Raw genomic sequence first — 19,962 nt, forward strand, 5'->3', positions numbered from 1 at the left:
CACCCACCGGGTGGCGGGAAAGCCGGAGGCCGGGTGGCCTGTCGCATCGGTAGCATCCGCGCATGGGATCCCTCACGACCCACCCCGGCGCCTGCCCGCTGGACTGCCCGGACACCTGCGTCTGGCAACTCACCGTCGACGACGGCCGGGCGGTCGCGCTGCGCGGCGACCGGGACCACCCGTTCACCAGGGGCGCGCTCTGCGGCAAGGTGAACCGCTACCTGGACGCGGTGAACGGGCCGGACCGGCTCACCACGCCCTGGGTGCGTACCGGACCGAAGGGCGCCGGCCGGGTCGCGTACCGGCCGGCGAGCTGGGACGAGGCAGTCGAGCGGGTGGCCGCCGGCCTGCGGACGAGCATCGAGCGGGACGGCCCGCAGTCGGTGCTGCCCTACTACTTCGCCGGCACCATGGGCCTGGTCCAGGGCTGGACCATGGGCCCCCGCCTCTTCGCCCATCTGGGGGCGTCGTGGCTGGACACCACCATCTGCACGGCGGCGGCGCGGGCGGCGCTGCGCTCGCTCTACGGCGCCTCGGTCGGCTTCGAGCCGGAGTCGATCGTCGAGGCGGGGCTGATCGTGCTCTGGGGCGCCAACCCGCTCGTCACCAACCTGCACCTGTGGCCGTTCGTGCAGCAGGCCCGCGAGCGCGGCGCGTACGTGGTGACGATCGACCCGCTGCGTACCGACACGGCGGCCCGCGGCGACGAGCACGTCGCGCCGCTACCCGGCACCGACGCGGCGCTGGCGCTGGGGCTGATGCGGCACGTCCGCGACGCCGGGGCGGCCGACGAAGCGTGGCTGGCCGCGCACACCACCGGCTGGCCGGAGCTGGCCGCCCGGCTCGACGAGTGGCCGGTGGAGCGGGCCGCCGCCGAGTGCGGCCTACCGGCCGAGACGGTACGCGGCCTCGGCGACCGGATCGCCACCACCCGGCCGACGGCGGTACGGGTCGGGCTGGGCCTGCAACGCCACCACGGCGCCGGGCAGGCGATCCGGGCCATCTGCGCGCTGCCGCTGGTCACCGGCGACTTCCGGTACCCCGGCGGCGGGGCGCTGGTGACCACCAGCGGCCACCACCCGGTCGACAACGGCCCGGTGATCCGGCCGCGCGGCATGCCGGCCCCACCGGCCCGGACGCTGAACATGAGCCGGCTGGCCGCCGTGCTCACCGGGGAGGCCGACCCGCCTGTCACCTCGCTCGTGGTGTTCAACGCCAACCCGGCGGCGACCGCGCCGGACCAGGCCCGGCTGCTCACCGGGCTGGCCCGCGCCGACCTTTTCACCGTCGTGTTGGAGCAGCGCTGGACCGACACCTGCGACTACGCCGACGTGGTGCTCCCGGCCACCATGCAGCCCGAACACCTCGACCTGCAGACGTCCTACGGGCACCACTACACGACGCTGAACCTGCCGGTGACCCGCGCGCCCGGCGAGGCGCTGCCGAACACCGAGATCTTCCGGCGGATCGCCGCCGCGCTCGGCGTCGACCATCCGGCGTTCCGGGACAGCGACGAGGACCTGGCCAGGCAGTTGCTGGCCGACGCGCCGATCACGTACGAGGAGCTGCGCGAGCGCACGTACGCCCGGCTCACCGGCGTGCCGGTGGGTTCCGCGCCGTACGCCGAGGGTGGCTTCCCCACCCCGGACGGGCGGGCCCGGCTGCACGACCCGGCACTGGCCGCGCTCGGGGTGGACCCGCTGCCCGGCTACACGCCACCGGCCGAGGCGGCCGACCCGGAGCTGGCCCGCCGGTTCCCGCTGACACTGCTCACCCCGGCCAACCGCTACCTGATGAACTCCACGTTCGCCTCCCTGCCCTGGCACGCCCGCCGCGCCGGGCCGCCCCTGGTGCACCTGCACCCGGCCGACGCGACGGCGCGCGGGCTCGCCGACGGCGACGCGGTGCGCGTGCACAACGACAGGGGCGCGTTCCTCGCCGCCGTGGCGGTGGACGAGGCGGCCCGGCCGGGGTGCGCGTTCACCTACAAGGCGTACTGGGCGCGGCGCAGCCCCGGCCGGTCCACTGTCAACGCGGTCACCGGCGTCCGGGACACCGACCTGGGCGCGGCGCCGACGTTCCACGACTGCCGGGTGCAGGTCGAACCGGTGCCGGCCGAGCTGCTGACCGCCGAACCGCCCCTCGACGAGGTCGCCGAACCGGTCGCGGCTGGGTGATTCGGGACCTCCGGCCCCCTGACCTGGTCTTTGCGCCCCTGCCCCGGCCCACGGTCGCCGCCTAGCGTCGGAGGCGGACAACGGGAGGTTCGCCATGCGTACGTGGCAGGTACAGGACGTGATGACCAGGAACGTGGCGTCGGTGCGGGAGGGCACGGAGTACCGGGAGATCGTCGACGTGCTGACCGACCGGCACGTCACGGCGGCGCCGGTGGTGGACGAGTCCGGCCGGGTGCTCGGTGTGGTGTCCGAGGCGGACCTGATGTACAAGGTGGAGTTCCTGGGCCAGCCCCGGGAGCGGCGGATCCTGCCGGACCGGCACCGCCGCGAGGCGCGGGCGAAGGCCGACGCGACGCTCGCCGCCGACCTGATGACCGCTCCCCCGGTCACGATCACGCCGGACGCGACGATCGTGGAGGCGGCCCGGCTGATGGACGCGCGCGGCGTGAAGCGGCTGCCTGTGGTCAACGACCTCGGCCGCCTGGTCGGCATCGTCACCCGTGGCGACCTGCTCAAGGTGCATCTGCGCCCGGACGCCGGCATCCGCCGCGACGTGGTCGAGGAGGTGCTGTGGCGCAGCCTCGGCGTCCGCGACGGCGTGGTGGACGTGACAGTGGGCCGGGGCGTGGTGACGCTCACCGGCCAGGTGGAGCGCCGCTCCACGGCGCAACTCGCGGTGCGGCTGGCCCGGCAGGTAAGCGGCGTGGTCGAGGTGGTCGACGCGCTCGGCTACGCGGTCGACGACACGCCGATGAGTGCGCTGCGCATCGGTGGTGGTGCCCCGTCCGGCATCGCCTGAGCCCGCACGGGACCTGGTGGGCGTCGGCGTACCCGGCGCCCGCCGGTGTCACTCCTGGGCGAGCGCGTCGAGCACCAGCGCGGCGGTCCAGCTGAACGCCGGTGAGCCGAGACCGGCGCCGGTGTCGGGGTGGAAGTACTCGTGGCAGCCGGCCCGGTCGACCAGGTCGAGCATCGACTCGCGCAGCCCGGCGGCCAGGTCCGCCCGGCGGTGGGTACGCAGTCCCTGCCAGAGCAGCCAGCCGGTGTTGATCCAGCTCGGGCCACGCCAGTAGCGCAGCGGCTCGAGGTCCGGCGCGGTGCGGTCGTACGTGGGCAGCGGCCGGTCCATCCGGGCGGCCAGCCCGAAGCGCGGCGAGCACGCCTCGGCCAGCAGCGCGGACACCTGCGCGGTCGGCAGCTCGGGCAGCGCCAGCGGCATCAGCCCGAGCACGGTACGGGCGGGCACGAGCCGGTCCGCGCGCACGTCGCGGGGACGGAACGTGCCGGTGACCGGATCCCACAGCCGGGCCACGAGCGCCTCGGTGATCCGGGCGCCCCGGTCGCGGTGCGGCCCCGGGTCGGCGCCGATCACCGAGGCGATGCGCGCGAGGGCGTACTCGGAGACGCCGAGGGCGGCGTTCACCAGTGGGCACTCCACCAGGAACGGGTGCCGGCCGAGCAGTCCCTCGTCCCGGTAGCGGCCGGCCCGGTAGGACTCCACCAGCGCGACGTAGCGCGCGTAGTCCAGGTCGGTGGGGCGCTGCGCCGCGTCGGCGTGCGCGGTGTCGTGCCGCCGATACGCGCGCATGACCGCCTCGTCGGCGGGCACCCCTGCGAGCGGCGCGTCCCAGGCCGGGCTGTTGTCCAGCCCGGACTCCCACGGGTGCACGATCGCGGCCAGCCCGCCGCCCCCGGCGTCGCGCCGCCCGGTCAGGTAGCGCTGCTGCGCGACAAGCCTCGGGTAGAGCCGGCGCAGCGCGGCCACCGACGCCTCGCCGGGTGCGCGGCGGTGCACCAGCCAGGCGGCCGGGGCGTGCACCGGCGGCTGGACGATCCCGGAGGTGGCCCGGGCCGGTGCGCCGTCGGCGCGTGCCGAGTCCCAGAACTGCGGCCCGGGGAAGTACGGCCCGGCGCGTGAGGCCGGGTTGAACACGATGTGCGGCACCCGCCCGTCGACCCACTGCGCGGCGAACAGCGTGCGCAGCTCCCGCCAGGCCCGGTCGGGGCGGACGTGGGCCAGGCCGATCGCGATGAACGCCGAGTCCCAGCTCCACTGGTGCGGGTAGAGCGTGCGGGAGGGGACCGTGTGGTCGTGTTCCCAGTTGGCGTCCAGGGTGGCCAGTGCGAGGCGGCGCAGCCGGGCGTGCCGCTCGGCGTCGGCGCGTACCCCGGTGGTCAGCGTCATGCGGCGGCCCGCCGGGGACGGGCCTGGGCCAACGCGGTGGCGGCCTGGCGCAGCGCGGCGACCGGCTCGCCGCGTAGCCGGCACTCCAGCGCCAGCCACCCGGTGTAGCCGATCGCGTCGAGCGTGGCCAGCAACGCGCCCCAGTCCAGGTGCCCGGCGCCGGGCTGGTGCCGGTTGGAGTCGCTGACCTGGACGTGCCCGAGGTACGGCGCGGCGGCGCGCAGCGCGGCGTGCGGGTCGTCCTCCTCGATGTTCATGTGGTAGGTGTCGGCGGCCACCCGCAGCGCCGGTGACCCGACCGCCCGGCACAGCTCGACCGCCTGGTCGAGCCGGTTGACCATGTGGTCCTCGTACCGGTTGAGCGGTTCGAGGAACATGGTGACCCCTTCGGCGCGGGCGTGCCCGGCCAGCTCGCCCAGGGCGTCGACGAGCACCCGCCGGTCGCCCTCGGCCGAGCGGGGTGGTTCGAACGGCGGCAGCCGGCGGGAGAACATGCCCCACGCGGCCGGGGTCATCGCGCCGACGCCGCCCAGCTCGGCGATCACCGAGAGCTGGGAGCGCAGGTTGTCCACCGCGTCGCGGGAGCGGACCGGGTCGAAGTCGCCGATGAAGTGGTCCATCTCGACGCAGACGGTCGGCATGACCACCCCGGCGGCGCGGGCGCGGCGCAGCTCCGGGCGCCGCCGGGCCAGGGCGTGGTCGCCCCGGCCGCGCAGTTCGATGCCCTGGTAGCCGAGGGACACGGCGAGGGCGTACTTCTGGGTCAGGTCGGCGCCGGGAAGCAACTGCTCCTGGCAGGCCAGCGGAATGTCCATCAGAACCTCAGCACCACTTGGAGGACGTCACCGTCACCGCGGTCGAGCAACGCCAGGGCGTCGGCCACCGCGCCCGCGTCGACGACGTGGCTCACCAGCGGCAGCGGGTCGACGCTGCCCTCGGCCACCAGGTCCATGAAGGTGTCAGCGATCCGCGTCCCGGACCACCGGCCGGCCGTGCCGGGTGCCGGGTCCGGCCCGGAGACCTGGGCGGCCACGAGCTGGATCCGGTTGTGGTGGAACTCCTCGCCGAGTTCCAGCCCGTGGGCGTACCCCTGGTAGAAGCCGGCCGCCACGACGCGGCCGGCGTGGGCGGTGGCGCGGATCGCCTCGTGCAGCGCCGGGTACGACCCGGACAGCTCCAGGCAGACGTCGGCGCCCCGGCCGTCGGTGGCCGCCCGCAGCGTGGCGGCGGGCGAGTCGGCGGCGGCGTCGACCACCCGGCGGGCGCCGAGCCGGGTGGCGTGCGCGAGCCGCCCGGGCATCCGGTCGACGGCGACCACGCGGGCGCCGGAGAGCGCGGCCAGGCGCGTGCCGAGCAGCCCGATCACGCCCTGCCCGAAGACGCCCACCCAGTCGCCCAGATGCAGGTCACCGGCGAGCACGGCGGTCAGCGCGATGGCGCCGGGCCGGGCGAACACGGCGGCGAGCGGGTCGAGGCCGGGCAGCAGCGGACGAGCGGCCGTCGCGGGGAGCACCGCCTCGGCGCGGTGCCCCCAGATGCCCCAGACGAGCTGGCCGGGCCGCCGCCCGGCCACGTCGGGGGCGACCTCGACGATCTCGCCGACCTCCTCGTAGCCGAAACCCACCACCGGGTACGCGGGCGTGGTCTGCCGGGGCACGAACATGCGGCTAACTGAGTCCCAGTCCTTGCGCAGACGCGGATTGCTGCCCCGGTAGAGGGTGAGTTCGGTGCCGGCGGAGATGCCCGAGTAGCGGGTGCGGACGCGGACCTGACCCGGACCGAGCCGGTCCGTGGGGCAGGGCTCCAGGCGTACGTGCCGGGGCCCGGCCAGAGAGACAACCCAGTTGCTCATGGCGTCGCTCCGAAGAAAGTACCGGCCCCGATTCTAACCTAAGAAATGGGCATATGTGATTAGATTGAGGAATCGATGGGTATTAGCGGCAGGCCGTGCTCTTTCGAGAGGAGTGCCACCGATGTCATCACCCTCCACGCGGCGGCTCGCAATCAGCCTGATCCTGGCACTGGCCGGGACCGGCGTGGCCGCATGCAGCGACGACGGGCAGAAATCCGACAGTTCGCAGATCACCGTCTGGAGCCTGGAAGACGTGGCGGACCGCGTGAACGCCACCAAGGCGATCATCGCCGACTACACCGCCAAGACCGGCGTCAAGGTCAACCTGGTCACCGTCAACGAGGACCAGTTCCCGGCCCTGATCGCCTCCAGCGCCGCCGCCGGCGACCTGCCCGACGTGGTCGGCTCGGTCTCCCTGGCCGGGGTGCGCACGCTGTCCGCGAACGAACTGGTCGACGCCGACGCCAACGGCGCGGTGATCGACCGGCTCGGCCGGGACACGTTCACGCCCCGCGCGCTGGAACTCACCGGCGACGGCGGCAAGCAGCTCGCCGTACCGAGCGACGGGTGGGGCCAGCTGCTCGTCTACCGCAAGGACCTGTTCGCCGCCGCCGGCCTGCCGGCGCCCGACACGTACGAGAAGATCGCCGCCGCGGCGGCGAAGCTGAACACCGGCGGCGTCGCCGGCATCACCGCGGCCACCGCCCCCGGCGACGTGTTCACCCAGCAGACGTTCGAGCACCTGGCGCTGGCGAACAACTGCCGGCTGACCGACGACTCCGGCACTGTCACGCTCGACTCCCCCGAGTGCGTCGAGGCGTTCCGCTTCTACGGCGACCTGATGCGCAACCACTCGGTGAAGGGCGCCCAGGACGTCGATACCACCCGGGCCACCTACTTCGCCGGCAAGGCGGCAATGCTGATCTGGTCGCCGTTCATCCTCGACGAGCTGGCCGGGCTGCGCGCCGACGCCCGTCCCACCTGCCCGCAGTGCCAGTCCGACCCGGCGTGGCTGGCGCGCAACAGCGGGTTCGTCACCGCGATCAAGGGCCCGAACGGCACCGAGCCGGCCCAGTACGGCGAGGTCAGCTCCTGGTCGGTGCTCGACGGCGCGGCCGACCCGGCGAAGTCGTTCGTGGAGTACATGCTCTCCGACGGCTACCCGCGCTGGTTCGGCATGTCCCCCGAGGGGCGCTTCCCGGTGCGCACCGGCACGCGAGAGGACAAGCAGAAGTTCCGGACCGCCTGGAACACCAGCCCGGCCGGGGTGGACACCAAGAAGCCGCTGTCCGAGGTGTACGGCGAGGACGTGCTCGCCACGCTGCGGCGCAGCCCCGACACGTTCCAGCGCTGGGGCCTGACCGAGAACCAGGGCAAGCTGGTCGGCGCCATCCTCGGTGAGCTGCCCGTACCCAAGGCGCTCGCCGACGTCGTCGGCGGCAAGTCCGACGCCCGCGCCGCCGCCGAACGCGCCCGCAAGGACGTCGAGGCGATAGCCAAGGGCGTCAATTGACCACCACCGCGCCGGAGGCCGGCCGCTCCCCCGCACCGGAGCGACCCCGCCGACCCGGCCGACGCCCGCTGACGCTACGCCGCCGCGAGTCCCGCGCCGGGCTCGCGCTGGTCGCCCCGACCCTGCTCGTCGTGCTCGCGGTGATCGGCATACCCATCGTCTGGACGGTGGTGCTGGCCTTCCAGCGGGTACGCCTGGCCACACTGCGCAAGACCGGCCTGTTCGGCGAGCTGACGCTGGACAACATCGACCGGGTGCTGCACACGCCCGGGTTCGCCGACACGCTCTGGACCACTGTGCTCTACAGCGTCGGCGGCACCGCCGGCTCGATAGTGGTCGGCCTGGTGGCGGCGCTGGCCGTACGCGGGCCGTTCCGGGGCCGCACCCTCGTCCGCGCGTCGATGCTGCTGCCGTACGTGGCGCCGGTGGTCGCCATGACGTTCGTCTGGCAGGTGATGCTCGACCCCCAGCTCGGCATCGTCAACGACTGGGGGCGGCGCTTCCTCGGCTGGGATCAGCCGGTGCCGTTCCTGTCCCAGGAGTCCACCGCGCTGTGGACGGTGATCGCGTTCGAGGCGTGGCGCTACTTCCCGTTCGCGTTCCTGTTCCTGCTGGCCCGGCTCCAGGCGGTACCGGGCGAGCTGGAGGAGGCCGCCCGGGTCGACGGGGCCACGCCCACCCAGCGGTTCCGGCACATCCTGCTGCCGCAGCTCATGCCGGTGATCGCGCTGATCGGCGTCCTGCGGTTCATCATGACGTTCAACAAGTTCGACGACGTCTACCTGCTCACCGGCGGCGCGGCGGGCACCGAGGTGGTGAGCGTCCGCGTCTACCAGTTCCTCACCGCCCGCACCGACATCGGCGCGGCCGCCGCCCAGGCCGTCGTGCTCGCCGTGGTGCTGCTCGTGTTCGTGGCGATCTACCTGCGCTTCTTCGGCGCGCGACGGGAGGCGTGATGGACCGGGACCGGATCGAGACGGTGAGCCTGCGCTGGCTGCGCCGGCTGGTGATCGCCGGGTTCCTGGTGGTCACGCTCCTGCCGTTCTGGTACATGCTGGTGCTGTCGGTACGCCCGATCGAACGCCTGCTGCTCGAACCCGGCTCGCTCTGGGTGCCGTTCGGTGAGCTGACCGTCGCCACGTACGCCGAGGTGCTGAAGTCCGTCTCCGACGGCGGCCAGGGCTTCCTCACGTTCATCCGCAACAGCGGCCTGGTGGCGCTGGCCGCCACCGCGCTCACCCTGGTGATCGCCATTCCCGGCGCGTACGCGGTGTCCCGCCTGCGGTTCTTCGGCCGCCGGCAGGTCAGCGCGCTGTTCCTGGCGGTCTACCTGTTCCCGTCCATCGTCATCGCGATCCCGCTGTTCGTGGTCTTCACCCGGGCCGGGCTGCGCGGGTCGCTGACCGGCCTGGTGCTCGTCTACATCTCGCAGACGCTGCCGGTGTCGGTCTACATGCTGAAGAACTACTTCGAGACGATCCCCATCAGCCTGGAGGAGTCGGCGGCGATCGACGGCGCGGGCCGGCTCGGCATCATCCGCCGGGTCAGCCTGCCGCTGGCCGCGCCGTCGGTGATGGCCGTCGCGCTGTACGACTTCATGATCGCCTGGAACGAGTACCTGTTCGCGCTGCTGTTCATGGTCGACCGGCCGGACCGGTGGACCGTGTCGCTGGGCCTGTCGCTGCTGGCCGACGGGGTGGAGGTGCCGAAGACCGTGCTGATGGCCGGCTCGGTCATCCTCACCCTGCCGATCGTGGTGCTGTTCTTCGCCGGGGAACGGATGCTCACCGAGGGGCTCACCAGCGGGGCCGAGAAGGGCTGAGCGTCCGTGCCAGGATGATCGGGTGCGAGCATCAGGGGAGCGCCGGGCCGGCGCGCGGGCGGCCCGGCTGCTCACCGAGGCGCTCGCCCCGACCGTCCTGGTCACGGCGCTGCCGCTGATCGCCGCCGCCCGCGTCAGCCACTCGGCGGGCCAGTTCCTGCTCTGGGGCGGCATCGCGCTGACGTTCTGCGCCGTCATTCCGATCGGCGTGCTCGTGCACGGCGTACGCCGGGGGCGCCTCACCGACCGGCACGTCGGCGACCGCACACAGCGGGCCCGGCCGCTGTCGATCGGGCTGGCCTCGGTGGCGGCCGGTTTGCTGCTGCTGGCAGCGGTTCGCGCGCCGGCCGAACTGTTCGCCGTGATCGTGGTGGTCTTCGTGGTCGGCGCGGCCTGCGCGCTGGTGAACCACTGGTGGAAGCTGAGCATCCACGCGGCGGTCGCCGCCGCCACCGTCGCCGTGCTGGTGCCGCTGGCCGGCCCGGCCGCGAACCTCGGCTGGGCCCTCGTCGCGGCCGTCGGCTGGTCCCGGGTACGGCTGGCCGACCACACCTGGCCGCAGGTGCTGGCCGGCGTCGCGCTGGGCGGGCCGCTCGCCGCCGGCACGTTCCTGGCGCTCGCCTGACCCGCCGCCGCAAGATCAGCTACGGTGGCCTCATGGGCAAGCCGACCCGCTGGGTGACAGACACGGATCCCGGCCACTCGCAGTGGTACGTGGACCGGTTCCGCCAACTCGCCGCCGAGGGCGCCGACCTGACCGGTGAGGCGCGGCTGCTGGACGCGCTCGTGCCGCCCGGCGGCCGCGTCCTGGACGCCGGCTGCGGCACCGGCCGGGTCGCCGCCGCACTCGCCGCGCGCGGGCACGACGTGGTGGGCGTGGACGCCGACCCGACGCTCGTCGAGGCGGCCCGCGCCGACCACCCCGGTCCCCGCTTCCTGGTCGCCGACCTGGCCGAGCTGGACCTGGCCGCCCAGGGCGAGGCCGAGCCGTTCGACGCCGCGGTGCTGGCCGGCAACGTGATGGTGTTCGTCGCCCCGGGCACCGAACGGGACGTGCTGGGGCGCGTCGCCGCGCACGTGCGCCCGGACGGACTGGTGGTGGTCGGCTTCGCCACCGACCGCGGCTACCCGGTGGCCGACCTCGACGCCGACGCGGTGGCCGCCGGGCTGCGCCCCGAGCACCGCTTCGCCACCTGGGACCTGCGGCCCTGGCGGGACGACGCCGGCTTCGCGGTGACGGTGCTGCGCCGCCCCGCCGGCTGACCCGCTCCCCAGCGCCTCCCGGCCCCGCCGCGCGCCGTGGCGGGCACTATCCCGGCCGTTCGCGGTCGCTCGTCGCCGCCCGGCCGGTCAGGCGGGCGCGGCCACCGTGCGGGCGGCCTCCGGATCCAGCGGGCTGCCCGCCGGCAGCAGGTCCACCATGCCCGCCGGCAGGCGCACCGGGCGCACGTTCGCGTACCCGAGCATGGCCGGCACGTCCGCGCCGGTCAGCGCGTACCGCCGGCCCAGGTCGGTGACCACGCAGATCGCGCCGCCCGTCGCGCCCGGTGAGGCGGCCGCCTCCACCAGCGCGCCGCGTCCCGGCTCCACCACCACCTCGTCGGCCGGTCCGGCCCGTCCGCCGGGCGGCCGAGCGGCGGCGGCCGGGTCCGGCACCGTGACGCCGAGACGGATCTCGCGTACGCCGGTGTCGTCGCCGGCCCGCGCGCAGAGCGCACCCCCCTCGGCGGCGGCCAGCCCGGGCGGCACCGCGGGCGGCGCGGTCGGCCCGCCGGGGACCAGGCCGGGCAGTTTCGGCAACGCCGCGAACCGGCCGAGCGTGATCGGTTCCGGCTCACCCTGGCCGGTGCGGGCCAGCAGCAGCGCCGCCTGCAACTCGGTGATGCCGGCCAGGCCGCCGCGCTGGGCCACCGCGTACTGCCGCCCGCCGCCGGAGTTGCGCACCAGGTAGACGTCGCCCACGGTCGCGCCAGTGACCCGCTCGGAGGGCGCGCCCAGCTCACCCACCGGCGGCGGGGCCAGGTCGGCGCCGGCCGGCAGCGTGTTCAGCAGCGCCGCCGCGATCGGCACCGCGCGCTCCCGGGTGGCGGCCAGCGCGGCCAGCACCCGGTCGGTGTCGCGCAGCAGGTAGCGCCGGTCGTGCCAGAGCAGGTGCAGGCCGCCGTCCGGGTGCCGGACGAGCAGACCCTGGTCGCCGAGCGCCCGGCCGCCGGTGGCCGCCCGCCCGATGAGCAGCACCGAGCGGGCCTCGCCGCGCCCCGCCGCCGGACGCCCGGCCTCCCCGCGTCCGGCCTCGTCGCCGGTGACCGAGCAGAGCGTCCAGGCGTCGCGGACCAGCCGGTCCGGGGCGGGCAGCGAGTCCGGCGCGTCGGCGATGCCGAGTGGCAGGCCGCGCGGCACGCCGTCGATGGCGCGGCGGCCGACCAGCACCGTCCTCGGCCGTTCCGCCCCGATGATCAGCAGCGCGGAGGCGTAGTTGAGCACCGGGTGCAGCCTGTCGTCGCGGTAGACGAACCGCGCCCCCGACTCCTTCTCCACGATCACCGCGCCGGTCTCGCGCCAGGAGTCCCCGCCGCCGGTGAACAGGCCGTAGAGCGCCGTACCGCCGAGCGCGATCGCCGCGACCAGCATGCTGGCCAGACCCGCGCCGGCCAAGCGGCGGAACGGTGACCGCGGCGGGTCCGTCTCCCGCATCACGAGCGCGGCGACCGCCCGCTGGACGGTGAACTGGTACGAGTGGAGCTGGTCCTGCCGCGACGCCATCGTGTCCCTTCCGCCGGGATCGCCGGCGCACAGGATAAGCGCTCCGTCGATGTCCCGGCGACCCTGCGTGTCGACACCCGGATCGCGTCGCCACCGCGGAATGGATACCCCCGGGGGTGTGTTACACATGGCGGAACCGAACCAACGGAGGTACTGATGGCCAGCGTGGCGTTGACCACCACCGACTTCGCGGAGACCGTCAACCGGGACGGCATCGTGCTTGTCGACTTCTGGGCCGGCTGGTGCGGCCCGTGCCGGGCGTTCGCCCCGGTCTACGAGAAGGCCAGCGAGCAGCACCCGGACATCGTCTTCGGCAAGGTCGACACCGAGGCCGAGCCGACCCTGGCGGCCGCCGCCCAGATCCGGTCGATCCCGACGCTGATGGCGTTCCGGGACGGCGTACTGGTCTTCGCCCAGCCGGGCGCACTGCCGACGGCCGGGCTGGAGGAGCTGATCCGGGCCGTCCGCGCCCTGGACATGGACGAGGTCCGGGCACAGGCCGCAGCCTGATCCGGGGTGGCGGCACGGGTACCCCCTGGGGTATCTTCGAGCGCAGGAGGTACGACGTGAATCTTCGACCGGAGATGACAGGCGAGGCGCTGACCCGGCTCAAGCGGGCCCGGGGGCAGCTCAACGCCGTCATCGAGATGATGGAGAACGGCGAGGACTGCCGCGCCGCGCTGACCCAGCTCGCCGCGGTCTCCAAGGCCATCGACCGGGCCGGCTTCAAGATCATCGCCTCCGGCATGCGCTACTGCGACGCCGCCCGCCAGGCGGGCGAGGAGCCGGAGATGACCGAGGAGGAGCTGGAGAAGCTCTTCATGTCCCTGGCCTGACACACCCCGACCCGACGCTCTCACCCGGCCCGACGGCGCCCGCCTGACCGGCTGAATCCCGTCCGCGCCGTGTGACGACGACGCGGGCGGGTAACCACATGCCTGGAGATCCCAGGCCGCAGACTGCAACCCACATACCCCCCGGGGTATATAGGCTAAAGAGAGGAAACGGCATGACTCTCGACGTGTCCGTCATCGCGACCTCCTCGCTCGGCGACCGCAGCTACCTGGCCTCCGACGGCCGGGTGGCGATCGTGGTCGACCCGCAGCGCGACATCGACCGCATCCTGTACCTGGCCGGCGCCAAGGGCGTACGGATCACCCACGTGGTCGAGACGCACATCCACAACGACTACGTCTCCGGCGGCCTGGAACTGGCCCGGATCACCGGCGCGCAGTACCTGGTGGCCGCCGCCGACACCGTCGAGTTCGACCGGACCGCGGTCTCCGACGGCGACACCGTGCCGGTGTCGGACACGATGCGCCTGCGAGTGCTCGGCACCCCGGGCCACACGTTCCACCACCTGTCGTACGTGCTCGACGCGCACGACGGCGGCTGGACGCCGGTCGGCGTGTTCACCGGCGGGTCGCTGCTGTTCGGCACCACCGGCCGTACCGACCTGCTCGGCAAGCAGTACGCGCACGAGCTGGCGCACCACCAGTACGCCTCGGCGCGCAAGCTCGCCGACCTGCTGCCCGACGGCGCGCAGGTCTGGCCCACCCACGGCTTCGGCAGCTTCTGCTCGGCCAGCCAGGCCGACGCCCCCGAGTCGACGATCGGCCGGGAGAAGCAGGCCAACCCGGTGCTGCGGCTCGCCGCCGACCAGTTCGTCACCGAGACGCTGGCCGGGCTGGACGCCTACCCGGCGTACTACGCCCACATGGGCGTCGCCAACGCCGCCGGTCCCGCCCCGGTCGACCTCACGCCGGTGGCCCGCGCCGACGCCGACGAGCTGCGCCGCCGCATCGCCGCCGGCGAGTGGGTGGTCGACCTGCGACACCGCAAGGCGTACGCGACCTCGCACCTGGCCGGCACCGTCAGCCTCGGCCTGGACGGGCCGATGTCGACCTGGCTCGGCTGGCTGATCGACTGGGGCGTGCCGATCACGTTCCTGGCGCAGACCCCGGAGCAGGTCGCCGACGCCCAGCGGGAACTGGTCCGCATCGGCATCGACCGCCCGGCCGCCCAGGCCACCGGCGAGCCCGAGCAGTGGACGAGCGACCCGTCGCAGCTGCGGGAGATGGCGGTTGCCGACTTCCCGGCGCTCGCCGCCGCGCAGGCCGGCAAGACGCCGGCCGGGCTGCCCGAGCCGCAGGTCGTCCTCGACGTGCGGATGACGAACGAGTGGAAGGCCGGGCACATCGACGGCGCGGTGCACGTGCCGCTGCCCGACGTGCCGAAGCGGCTCGCCGACATCCCCGCCGGGACGATCTGGGTGCACTGCGGCTCCGGCTACCGGGCCACCGCCGCCGCGTCCCTGCTCGCCAACGCCGGCCGGGACGTGGTGCTGATCGACGACTCGTACGGCCGGGCCGAGGCGGCCGGCGTACGGATGGCACCCACCGCCTGACCTCTCCCCTGGCGCCCGGCCGGCGTGTCCCCACGCCGGCCGGCGCTGGACGCTGCCCGAGAACACCCCGTGAAGGAGAAACCGCATGACCACGACCACCCCCACCACCATCGACGCGACCGGCCTGCGTGAGCTGATCGCCGCCGGCCGCGCGCCCCGGATGCTCGACGTGCGCATGCCCGGCGAGTTCGAGGCCGCGCACATCCCCGGCGCGTACAACGTGCCGCTGGACCTGCTCCGGGAGCACCGCGCGGAGCTGCGCGGCCACCTGGACGAGGACGTGGTGCTGATCTGCCGCTCCGGCGCCCGGGCCGGCCAGGCCGGGCAGGCGCTGGCCACCGTCGGCCTGCCCAACCTCAAGGTGCTCGACGGCGGCATGCTGGCCTGGCAGGCCACCGGCGCGCAGGTCAACCAGGGCAAGGCCCGCTGGGACCTGGAGCGCCAGGTACGCCTCGTCGCCGGCTCGATCGTGCTCGCCGCGATCCTCGGGTCGGTGTTCGTGCCGGGCCTGAAGTGGGTCGCCGCGTTCATCGGCGCGGGCCTCACGTTCGCCGCGCTCACGAACACCTGCGCCATGGGCATGATGCTGAGCAAGCTGCCGTACAACCGCGGCGCGAGCTGCGACCTGGACACCATCGTGGGGCAGCTGCGCGACGGGGACCGCAGGTGACCACGCTCGCGCTGACGCTGGCCGGTGCGGTGCTGATCGGCGTGACGCTGGGCCTGCTCGGCGGTGGCGGGTCGATCCTCGCCGTGCCGCTGCTGGTCTACGTCGCCGACCTGCCCGCCAAGGAGGCGATCGCCACCTCGCTGCTCGTCGTCGGCGTGACCAGCGCCGTCGCGGTGCTGCCGCACGCGCTTGCGAACCGGGTCCGCTGGCGTACCGGGCTCATCTTCGGCGTGGCCGGCATGACCGGCGCGTACGCGGGCGGCCGGCTGGCCGAGTTCGTCCCGGCCGGTCTGCTGCTCACCGGGTTCGCCCTGATGATGCTCGCCACCGCTGTCGCGATGATCCGGGGCCGCCGGTCCGCCGAGGGCCGGCCGGTGCCGCACGAGCTGCCGATGCTGCGGGTGGTCGGGGACGGCGTGGTCGTCGGCCTGGTCACCGGCCTGGTCGGCGCGGGCGGCGGCTTCCTGGTCGTGCCCGCACTGGCCCTGCTGGGCGGCCTGCCGATGCCGGTCGCGGTCGGCACCTCGCTTGTCGTCATCGCGATGAAGTCGTTCGCCGGTCTGGCCGGCTACCTGTCCAGCGTGCAGATCCACTGGGGGCTGGCCGCCGGGGTCACCGCCGCGGCCGTCGTCGGCAGCCTGCTCGGCGGCCGGCTCACCGCCCGGATCCCGGCCGATCTGCTGCGCCGGGGATTCGGCTGGTTCGTCGTGGTGATGGGCGTGTTCGTGCTCGCCCAGCAGCTGCCGCCGGTGTGGGGACTCGCCGTGGGAGCGCTCGCCGTGGCCGGTACGGTCACCATGGCGGTGTGGGGCCGCCGAAGGAGGGGACACAGTGGACAGCAGCGCCTGGGACAGCCGGTACGCCGACACGCCCGGACTGGTGTGGAGCGCTGAGCCCAACCGATTCGTGGTCGAGTCGGTCGCCGGCCTGACCCCCGGCTCAGCACTGGACATCGCCGCCGGCGAGGGCCGCAACGCGGTCTGGCTGGCCGGCCAGGGCTGGCGGGTGAACGCCGTGGACTTCTCCGCGGTGGCCGTCGACCGGGGCCGGGAACTGGCCGCCGCGCGGGGCGTCACAGTCGACTGGCGGGTCGCGGACGTGACCGCGTACCGGCCGGTGCCGAACAGCTACGACCTGGTGCTGATCAGCTACCTACACCTGCCCGCCCCCGAGTTCGCCGGGGTGCTCGCCGCGGCGAAGTCCGCGCTGCGCCCCGGCGGCACACTCGTGGTGGTCGGGCACGACCTGGCCAACCTCTCCGGAGGCGTCGGCGGCCCGCAGGACCCGGCCATCCTGCTCACGCCGGAGGCGGTGGTCGACGGGCTGGCCGGGCTGCGCGTGCGGCGGGCCGAGACGGCTCGCCGGCCGGTCCCGGCCACCGACGGCGGCACCGTCGACGCGCTGGACACCGTCGTGGTGGCCACCCGTCCGGCCGGCTGACCGCCGGCCGCCGCCGTTCCGCCGGGCCGGGCCGGGACCGGCCGGTAGCATCCCGGGGACGGATCGGCGGAGAGGACACGGGTGGGCGCGCGTTTCGAGGAACTGGCCTGGCGGGAGACGCCGATCGGCGAGATCAGCCTGCGGCGGCGCCGCGACCCGGCGCTGGAATCCGACGTGTACGAGGTGAAGCTCGACGACGAGTACCTCATGTCCAGCGCCTTCCCGGTCGCGGAGATCGAGCTGGCCCGGCTCGGGCTGGCCCCGCTGACCGGTGACGCGCTGGACGTGGTGGTCGGCGGGCTCGGGCTCGGCTACACCGCGCGTACCGCGCTGGAGGATCCCCGGGTGCGGTCGCTGCTGGTGGTCGAGGCGATCGAGGACGTGATCGACTGGCACCGGCGGGATCTGCTGCCGTTCGCGGCCGGGCTGGCCACCGACCCGCGTACCCGCTTCGTCCGGGCCGACTTCTTCGCCGCGGTCGCCGGCGGCGGTTTCGACAGCGACGAGCCCGGGCGCCGCTTCCACGCGGTGCTGCTGGACGTGGACCACTCCCCCCGACAGGTGCTGCACCCCAGCCATGCCGCCTTCTACACGGTCGACGGGCTGCGCCGGCTGGCCGCGCTGCTGCACCCGGAGGGCGTCTTCGCGCTGTGGTCGAACGACCCGCCGGACCCGGCGTTCCAGCGCACGCTGACCGAGGTGTTCCCGACCTCGGTGGCGCACGTCGTCCGGTTCCCGAACCCGTTGCAGGGCCGGGAGGCGGCGAACACCGTGTACGTGGCCCGGCACTGATCCACCCGGCGGCGGCATGCCCGCCCGTCCAGCGGGAAAGCGCCTGGCCGACCGTACGACGGGAGGCTGGGACATGCGCGCGTTACTCTGGGTGGTCGGCGTGGCCGCCGGTGTGATCATCCTGCTCGGGCTGCTGCTGGAGGCGGTCCGCTGGTTCGTCATCATCGGCGTGATCGCGCTCGCCGCGGTGATCGTCGTCGGGATCGTCAAGGGCCGGCGGGCGATGCACCAGCACTCGACCGGCCGCCGCTGACCTGCGGCGGGTGTGACCGACGCGGCAACCTACGTGAGCGTAGGTTACCCGGCGGTCACGTTAGGCTGGGGGCGTCATCCGCGCGACGAGGAGTAACGGCGATGGACGCGACCGCCCAGCGACCCTGGACCCGTAGCTACGCACCCGGCGTCCCGGCCGACATCGCCGAGCCCGGCGGCTCGCTCGTCGACCTGCTCACCGAGGCGGCCGGGCGGTTCGGGCCCCGGGTCGCGCTCGACTTCTACGGCGCCACCACCACGTTCACCGAGCTGGCCGACCAGGTGTCCCACGCCGCCGAGGCGCTGCGCCGGCTCGGCGTCGGGCCCGGCGACCGGGTCGCGCTGGTGTTGCCGAACTGCCCGCAGCACGTGGTGGCCTTCTACGCCGTGCTGCGTCTCGGCGCGGTCGTCGTCGAGCACAACCCGCTCTACACCGCCGACGAACTGGACCGGCAGCTCACCGACCACGGCGCCGCCGTCGCGATCGCGTGGGACAAGGTCGCGCCGCTGGTGGCGGGACGCGGCGCCGTGCGTACCGTGGTGTCGGTCGACCTCACCGCGGCGCTGCCGCGGCTCAAGCGGTGGGCGCTGCGGGCGCCGCTGCCGAAGGTCCGCGCCGCCCGCGCCGCGATGACCGCCCCCGCGCCCGGCGCGCTGCCCTGGTCGGAGCTGGTCGCCGCCGCCGGGCCGCTGCCCGCCGGACATCCCGCGCCGGAGGCCGGCGACGTGGCGCTGCTCCAGTACACAGGTGGCACCACCGGCGAGCCCAAGGGCGCGGTGCTGACCCACCGCAACCTGCGCGCCAACGCCGCGCAGGGCCGCGCCTGGGTGCCGGGCCTGCGCGACGGCGCGGAGACGGTGTACGCGGTGCTGCCGCTGTTCCACGCCTACGGGCTCACGCTCTGTCTCACCTTCGCGGTGAGCATCGGGGCCACCCTGGTGCTGTTCCCCCGCTTCGACGCCGACCAGGTGCTGGACGCGGTCCGGCGCCAACCGCCGACGTTCCTGCCCGCGGTGCCGCCGGTCTACGCGAAGCTGGCCACCGCCGCCCGGGAGCGCGGCGTCGACCTCACCTCCATCCGGTACGCGATCTCCGGCGCGATGTCGCTGCCCCCGGCCACAGTGGAGCTGTGGGAGCAGGTGACCGGCGGGCTGCTTGTCGAGGGGTACGGGATGACCGAGACGTCCCCGATCACCGTCGGCAACCCGGTCGCCCCGACCCGCCGTCCCGGCACCGTCGGGGTGCCGTTCCCCTCCACCGACGTGCGCATCGTCGACCCGGAGGACCCGTCCCGCGACCGCGCCCCGGGCGAGGCCGGCGAGCTGCTGGTACGCGGCCCGCAGGTGTTCTCCGGCTACTGGCACCGGCCGGAGGAGACGGCGAAGGTGCTGCTGCCCGGCGGCTGGATGCGGACCGGCGACATCGTCACCATGGACGCCGACGGCTTCGTGACGGTGGTCGACCGGATCAAAGAGCTGATCATCACCGGCGGCTTCAACGTCTACCCGTCCGAGGTGGAGGAGGCGCTGCGTCGCGTCCCCGGCGTACGGGAGGCCGCCGCCGTGGGGATGCCCACCGACGACGGCGAGGAGGTCGTCGCCGCGGTGGTGGTCGACCCGGCGGTGGCCGCCACGCCGGAGGCGATCCGCACCTCGTGCCGCACCCACCTGGCCGGCTACAAGGTGCCCCGCCGCGTCGTGATCGTCGACGAGCTGCCGTACTCCCAGATCGGCAAGATCCTGCGCCGCGAGGTCCGCGAACGGCTGCTCGCCGACCGCTGACCCGGCCGCCCGTTTCGCGGCGGCGCGGCAGGGGTAGACGAGCGTCCATGGTGGATTCACGGGGCAAGTCAGTCGGTCGTTACCTCATGCGTCTGGTCGGCGGCGTGGCCGTCATCCTGGGCCTGCTCGGCATCTTCTCCACGCTCGCCCAGGGCAACCTGGTCGGGATCGTGCTCAGCCTCGTGTTCATCGGCGGCGGCGTGTTACTGCTCAAGCGCTCCGGCGGCGACCGGCGGACGGGCTCCGTGCCGCGCGCCGCGCGCTGACGCCCCGCACCTCTACCGCCGCGCCGACGCAGGCGGCGAGG

The 19,962-nt window shown here is 74.2% G+C and carries 21 protein-coding genes; 17 read left to right on the plus strand and 4 right to left on the minus strand.

Annotation, left to right across the window (positions count from 1 at the left end):
- Positions 1–62 precede the first annotated feature (62 nt).
- Positions 63–2,177: a molybdopterin-dependent oxidoreductase gene (locus tag AB0B20_RS15075; RefSeq protein WP_357470985.1), complete on the plus strand. Its 2,115-nt coding sequence runs from the start codon at positions 63–65 to the stop codon at positions 2,175–2,177.
- 94 nt (positions 2,178–2,271) lie between these two features.
- On the plus strand, positions 2,272–2,976 hold the full coding sequence (locus AB0B20_RS15080; RefSeq protein WP_357470988.1) for a CBS domain-containing protein: 705 nt from the start codon (positions 2,272–2,274) through the stop codon (positions 2,974–2,976).
- 48 nt (positions 2,977–3,024) lie between these two features.
- On the opposite strand, the gene AB0B20_RS15085 is transcribed toward AB0B20_RS15080, so the two are convergent.
- The 3 genes from AB0B20_RS15085 to AB0B20_RS15095 are packed head-to-tail and all read right to left on the minus strand — an operon-like array spanning position 3,025 to position 6,214.
- Positions 3,025–4,362, minus strand: a complete 1,338-nt coding sequence (locus AB0B20_RS15085; protein ID WP_357470991.1) for a hypothetical protein — start codon at positions 4,360–4,362, stop codon at positions 3,025–3,027.
- The gene (locus AB0B20_RS15090; protein WP_357384002.1) at positions 4,359–5,177 is read right to left on the minus strand and encodes a sugar phosphate isomerase/epimerase family protein; all 819 of its coding nucleotides are present in this window, start codon (positions 5,175–5,177) and stop codon (positions 4,359–4,361) included. Before AB0B20_RS15090 ends, AB0B20_RS15085 begins: the two co-directional genes overlap by 4 nt.
- Positions 5,177–6,214, minus strand: coding sequence for a zinc-binding dehydrogenase (locus AB0B20_RS15095; protein WP_357384000.1), 1,038 nt, complete (start codon positions 6,212–6,214; stop codon positions 5,177–5,179). The genes AB0B20_RS15090 and AB0B20_RS15095 overlap by 1 nt, the downstream gene beginning before the upstream one ends.
- 121 nt (positions 6,215–6,335) lie before the next feature.
- On the opposite strand from AB0B20_RS15095, the gene AB0B20_RS15100 reads away from it, so the two are divergent.
- The 5 genes from AB0B20_RS15100 to AB0B20_RS15120 are packed head-to-tail and all read left to right on the plus strand — an operon-like array spanning position 6,336 to position 10,812.
- The gene (locus tag AB0B20_RS15100) at positions 6,336–7,727 is read left to right on the plus strand and encodes an extracellular solute-binding protein (protein WP_357470994.1); all 1,392 of its coding nucleotides are present in this window, start codon (positions 6,336–6,338) and stop codon (positions 7,725–7,727) included.
- Complete coding sequence (locus AB0B20_RS15105; RefSeq protein WP_357383996.1) at positions 7,724–8,683, plus strand: sugar ABC transporter permease; 960 nt, start codon at positions 7,724–7,726, stop codon at positions 8,681–8,683. Before AB0B20_RS15100 ends, AB0B20_RS15105 begins: the two co-directional genes overlap by 4 nt.
- Positions 8,683–9,549, plus strand: a complete 867-nt coding sequence (locus AB0B20_RS15110; RefSeq protein WP_357470997.1) for a carbohydrate ABC transporter permease — start codon at positions 8,683–8,685, stop codon at positions 9,547–9,549. Before AB0B20_RS15105 ends, AB0B20_RS15110 begins: the two co-directional genes overlap by 1 nt.
- Positions 9,550–9,571: 22 nt before the next feature.
- Positions 9,572–10,174 carry a phosphatase PAP2 family protein gene (locus AB0B20_RS15115; RefSeq protein ID WP_357383991.1) on the plus strand — a complete coding sequence of 201 codons (603 nt, stop codon included), beginning with the start codon at positions 9,572–9,574 and terminating at the stop codon, positions 10,172–10,174.
- 32 nt (positions 10,175–10,206) lie between these two features.
- Entirely contained in the window at positions 10,207–10,812 is a 606-nt protein-coding gene (locus AB0B20_RS15120) for a class I SAM-dependent methyltransferase (protein ID WP_357383989.1), read from the plus strand.
- Positions 10,813–10,899: 87 nt separating this feature from the next.
- Here the strand turns inward: AB0B20_RS15120 and eccB are convergent, their stop codons facing one another.
- Positions 10,900–12,312, minus strand: a complete 1,413-nt coding sequence (eccB, locus tag AB0B20_RS15125) for a type VII secretion protein EccB (protein ID WP_357383987.1) — start codon at positions 12,310–12,312, stop codon at positions 10,900–10,902.
- A gap of 156 nt (positions 12,313–12,468) precedes the next feature.
- Between eccB and trxA the strand changes: the two genes are divergently transcribed.
- From trxA to AB0B20_RS15175, 10 genes are all read left to right on the plus strand, one after another.
- On the plus strand, positions 12,469–12,822 hold the full coding sequence (trxA, locus tag AB0B20_RS15130; RefSeq protein ID WP_357471001.1) for a thioredoxin: 354 nt from the start codon (positions 12,469–12,471) through the stop codon (positions 12,820–12,822).
- A gap of 56 nt (positions 12,823–12,878) precedes the next feature.
- Positions 12,879–13,148 carry a metal-sensitive transcriptional regulator gene (locus AB0B20_RS15135; protein WP_357383983.1) on the plus strand — a complete coding sequence of 90 codons (270 nt, stop codon included), beginning with the start codon at positions 12,879–12,881 and terminating at the stop codon, positions 13,146–13,148.
- A 173-nt stretch (positions 13,149–13,321) separates the two neighbouring features.
- On the plus strand, positions 13,322–14,719 hold the full coding sequence (locus AB0B20_RS15140) for an MBL fold metallo-hydrolase (protein ID WP_357383981.1): 1,398 nt from the start codon (positions 13,322–13,324) through the stop codon (positions 14,717–14,719).
- An 85-nt stretch (positions 14,720–14,804) separates the two neighbouring features.
- On the plus strand, positions 14,805–15,389 hold the full coding sequence (locus tag AB0B20_RS15145; RefSeq protein ID WP_357383979.1) for a rhodanese-like domain-containing protein: 585 nt from the start codon (positions 14,805–14,807) through the stop codon (positions 15,387–15,389).
- Positions 15,386–16,282 carry a sulfite exporter TauE/SafE family protein gene (locus tag AB0B20_RS15150; protein ID WP_357471005.1) on the plus strand — a complete coding sequence of 299 codons (897 nt, stop codon included), beginning with the start codon at positions 15,386–15,388 and terminating at the stop codon, positions 16,280–16,282. The genes AB0B20_RS15145 and AB0B20_RS15150 overlap by 4 nt, the downstream gene beginning before the upstream one ends.
- On the plus strand, positions 16,221–16,829 hold the full coding sequence (locus tag AB0B20_RS15155; protein ID WP_357383975.1) for a class I SAM-dependent methyltransferase: 609 nt from the start codon (positions 16,221–16,223) through the stop codon (positions 16,827–16,829). Before AB0B20_RS15150 ends, AB0B20_RS15155 begins: the two co-directional genes overlap by 62 nt.
- An 81-nt stretch (positions 16,830–16,910) precedes the next feature.
- Positions 16,911–17,621: a spermidine synthase gene (locus AB0B20_RS15160; protein ID WP_357383973.1), complete on the plus strand. Its 711-nt coding sequence runs from the start codon at positions 16,911–16,913 to the stop codon at positions 17,619–17,621.
- A gap of 73 nt (positions 17,622–17,694) precedes the next feature.
- Complete coding sequence (locus tag AB0B20_RS15165; RefSeq protein WP_357383971.1) at positions 17,695–17,874, plus strand: hypothetical protein; 180 nt, start codon at positions 17,695–17,697, stop codon at positions 17,872–17,874.
- Between the two features lie 101 nt (positions 17,875–17,975).
- Positions 17,976–19,655 (plus strand): long-chain-fatty-acid--CoA ligase, encoded by a 1,680-nt coding sequence (locus AB0B20_RS15170; protein ID WP_357383969.1) that lies wholly within the window; start codon positions 17,976–17,978, stop codon positions 19,653–19,655.
- 47 nt (positions 19,656–19,702) lie between these two features.
- Positions 19,703–19,921, plus strand: coding sequence for a hypothetical protein (locus AB0B20_RS15175; RefSeq protein WP_357383967.1), 219 nt, complete (start codon positions 19,703–19,705; stop codon positions 19,919–19,921).
- Positions 19,922–19,962: the final 41 nt, after the last annotated feature.

Source organism: Micromonospora sp. NPDC049151 (assembly GCF_040648395.1).
GTDB lineage: Bacteria > Actinomycetota > Actinomycetes > Mycobacteriales > Micromonosporaceae > Micromonospora.

Excerpts from the sequence above, each read along its gene's own strand:
- AB0B20_RS15075 (WP_357470985.1), top strand. The coding sequence starts at position 63 with ATGGGATCCCTCACGACCCACCCCGGCGCCTGCCCGCTGGACTGCCCG.
- AB0B20_RS15080 (WP_357470988.1), top strand. The coding sequence starts at position 2,272 with ATGCGTACGTGGCAGGTACAGGACGTGATGACCAGGAACGTGGCGTCG.
- AB0B20_RS15085 (WP_357470991.1), bottom strand. The coding sequence starts at position 4,362 with ATGACGCTGACCACCGGGGTACGCGCCGACGCCGAGCGGCACGCCCGG.
- AB0B20_RS15090 (WP_357384002.1), bottom strand. The coding sequence starts at position 5,177 with ATGGACATTCCGCTGGCCTGCCAGGAGCAGTTGCTTCCCGGCGCCGAC.
- AB0B20_RS15095 (WP_357384000.1), bottom strand. The coding sequence starts at position 6,214 with ATGAGCAACTGGGTTGTCTCTCTGGCCGGGCCCCGGCACGTACGCCTG.
- AB0B20_RS15100 (WP_357470994.1), top strand. The coding sequence starts at position 6,336 with ATGTCATCACCCTCCACGCGGCGGCTCGCAATCAGCCTGATCCTGGCA.
- AB0B20_RS15110 (WP_357470997.1), top strand. The coding sequence starts at position 8,683 with ATGGACCGGGACCGGATCGAGACGGTGAGCCTGCGCTGGCTGCGCCGG.
- AB0B20_RS15120 (WP_357383989.1), top strand. The coding sequence starts at position 10,207 with ATGGGCAAGCCGACCCGCTGGGTGACAGACACGGATCCCGGCCACTCG.
- eccB (WP_357383987.1), bottom strand. The coding sequence starts at position 12,312 with ATGGCGTCGCGGCAGGACCAGCTCCACTCGTACCAGTTCACCGTCCAG.
- trxA (WP_357471001.1), top strand. The coding sequence starts at position 12,469 with ATGGCCAGCGTGGCGTTGACCACCACCGACTTCGCGGAGACCGTCAAC.
- AB0B20_RS15140 (WP_357383981.1), top strand. The coding sequence starts at position 13,322 with ATGACTCTCGACGTGTCCGTCATCGCGACCTCCTCGCTCGGCGACCGC.
- AB0B20_RS15145 (WP_357383979.1), top strand. The coding sequence starts at position 14,805 with ATGACCACGACCACCCCCACCACCATCGACGCGACCGGCCTGCGTGAG.
- AB0B20_RS15165 (WP_357383971.1), top strand. The coding sequence starts at position 17,695 with ATGCGCGCGTTACTCTGGGTGGTCGGCGTGGCCGCCGGTGTGATCATC.
- AB0B20_RS15170 (WP_357383969.1), top strand. The coding sequence starts at position 17,976 with ATGGACGCGACCGCCCAGCGACCCTGGACCCGTAGCTACGCACCCGGC.
- AB0B20_RS15175 (WP_357383967.1), top strand. The coding sequence starts at position 19,703 with ATGGTGGATTCACGGGGCAAGTCAGTCGGTCGTTACCTCATGCGTCTG.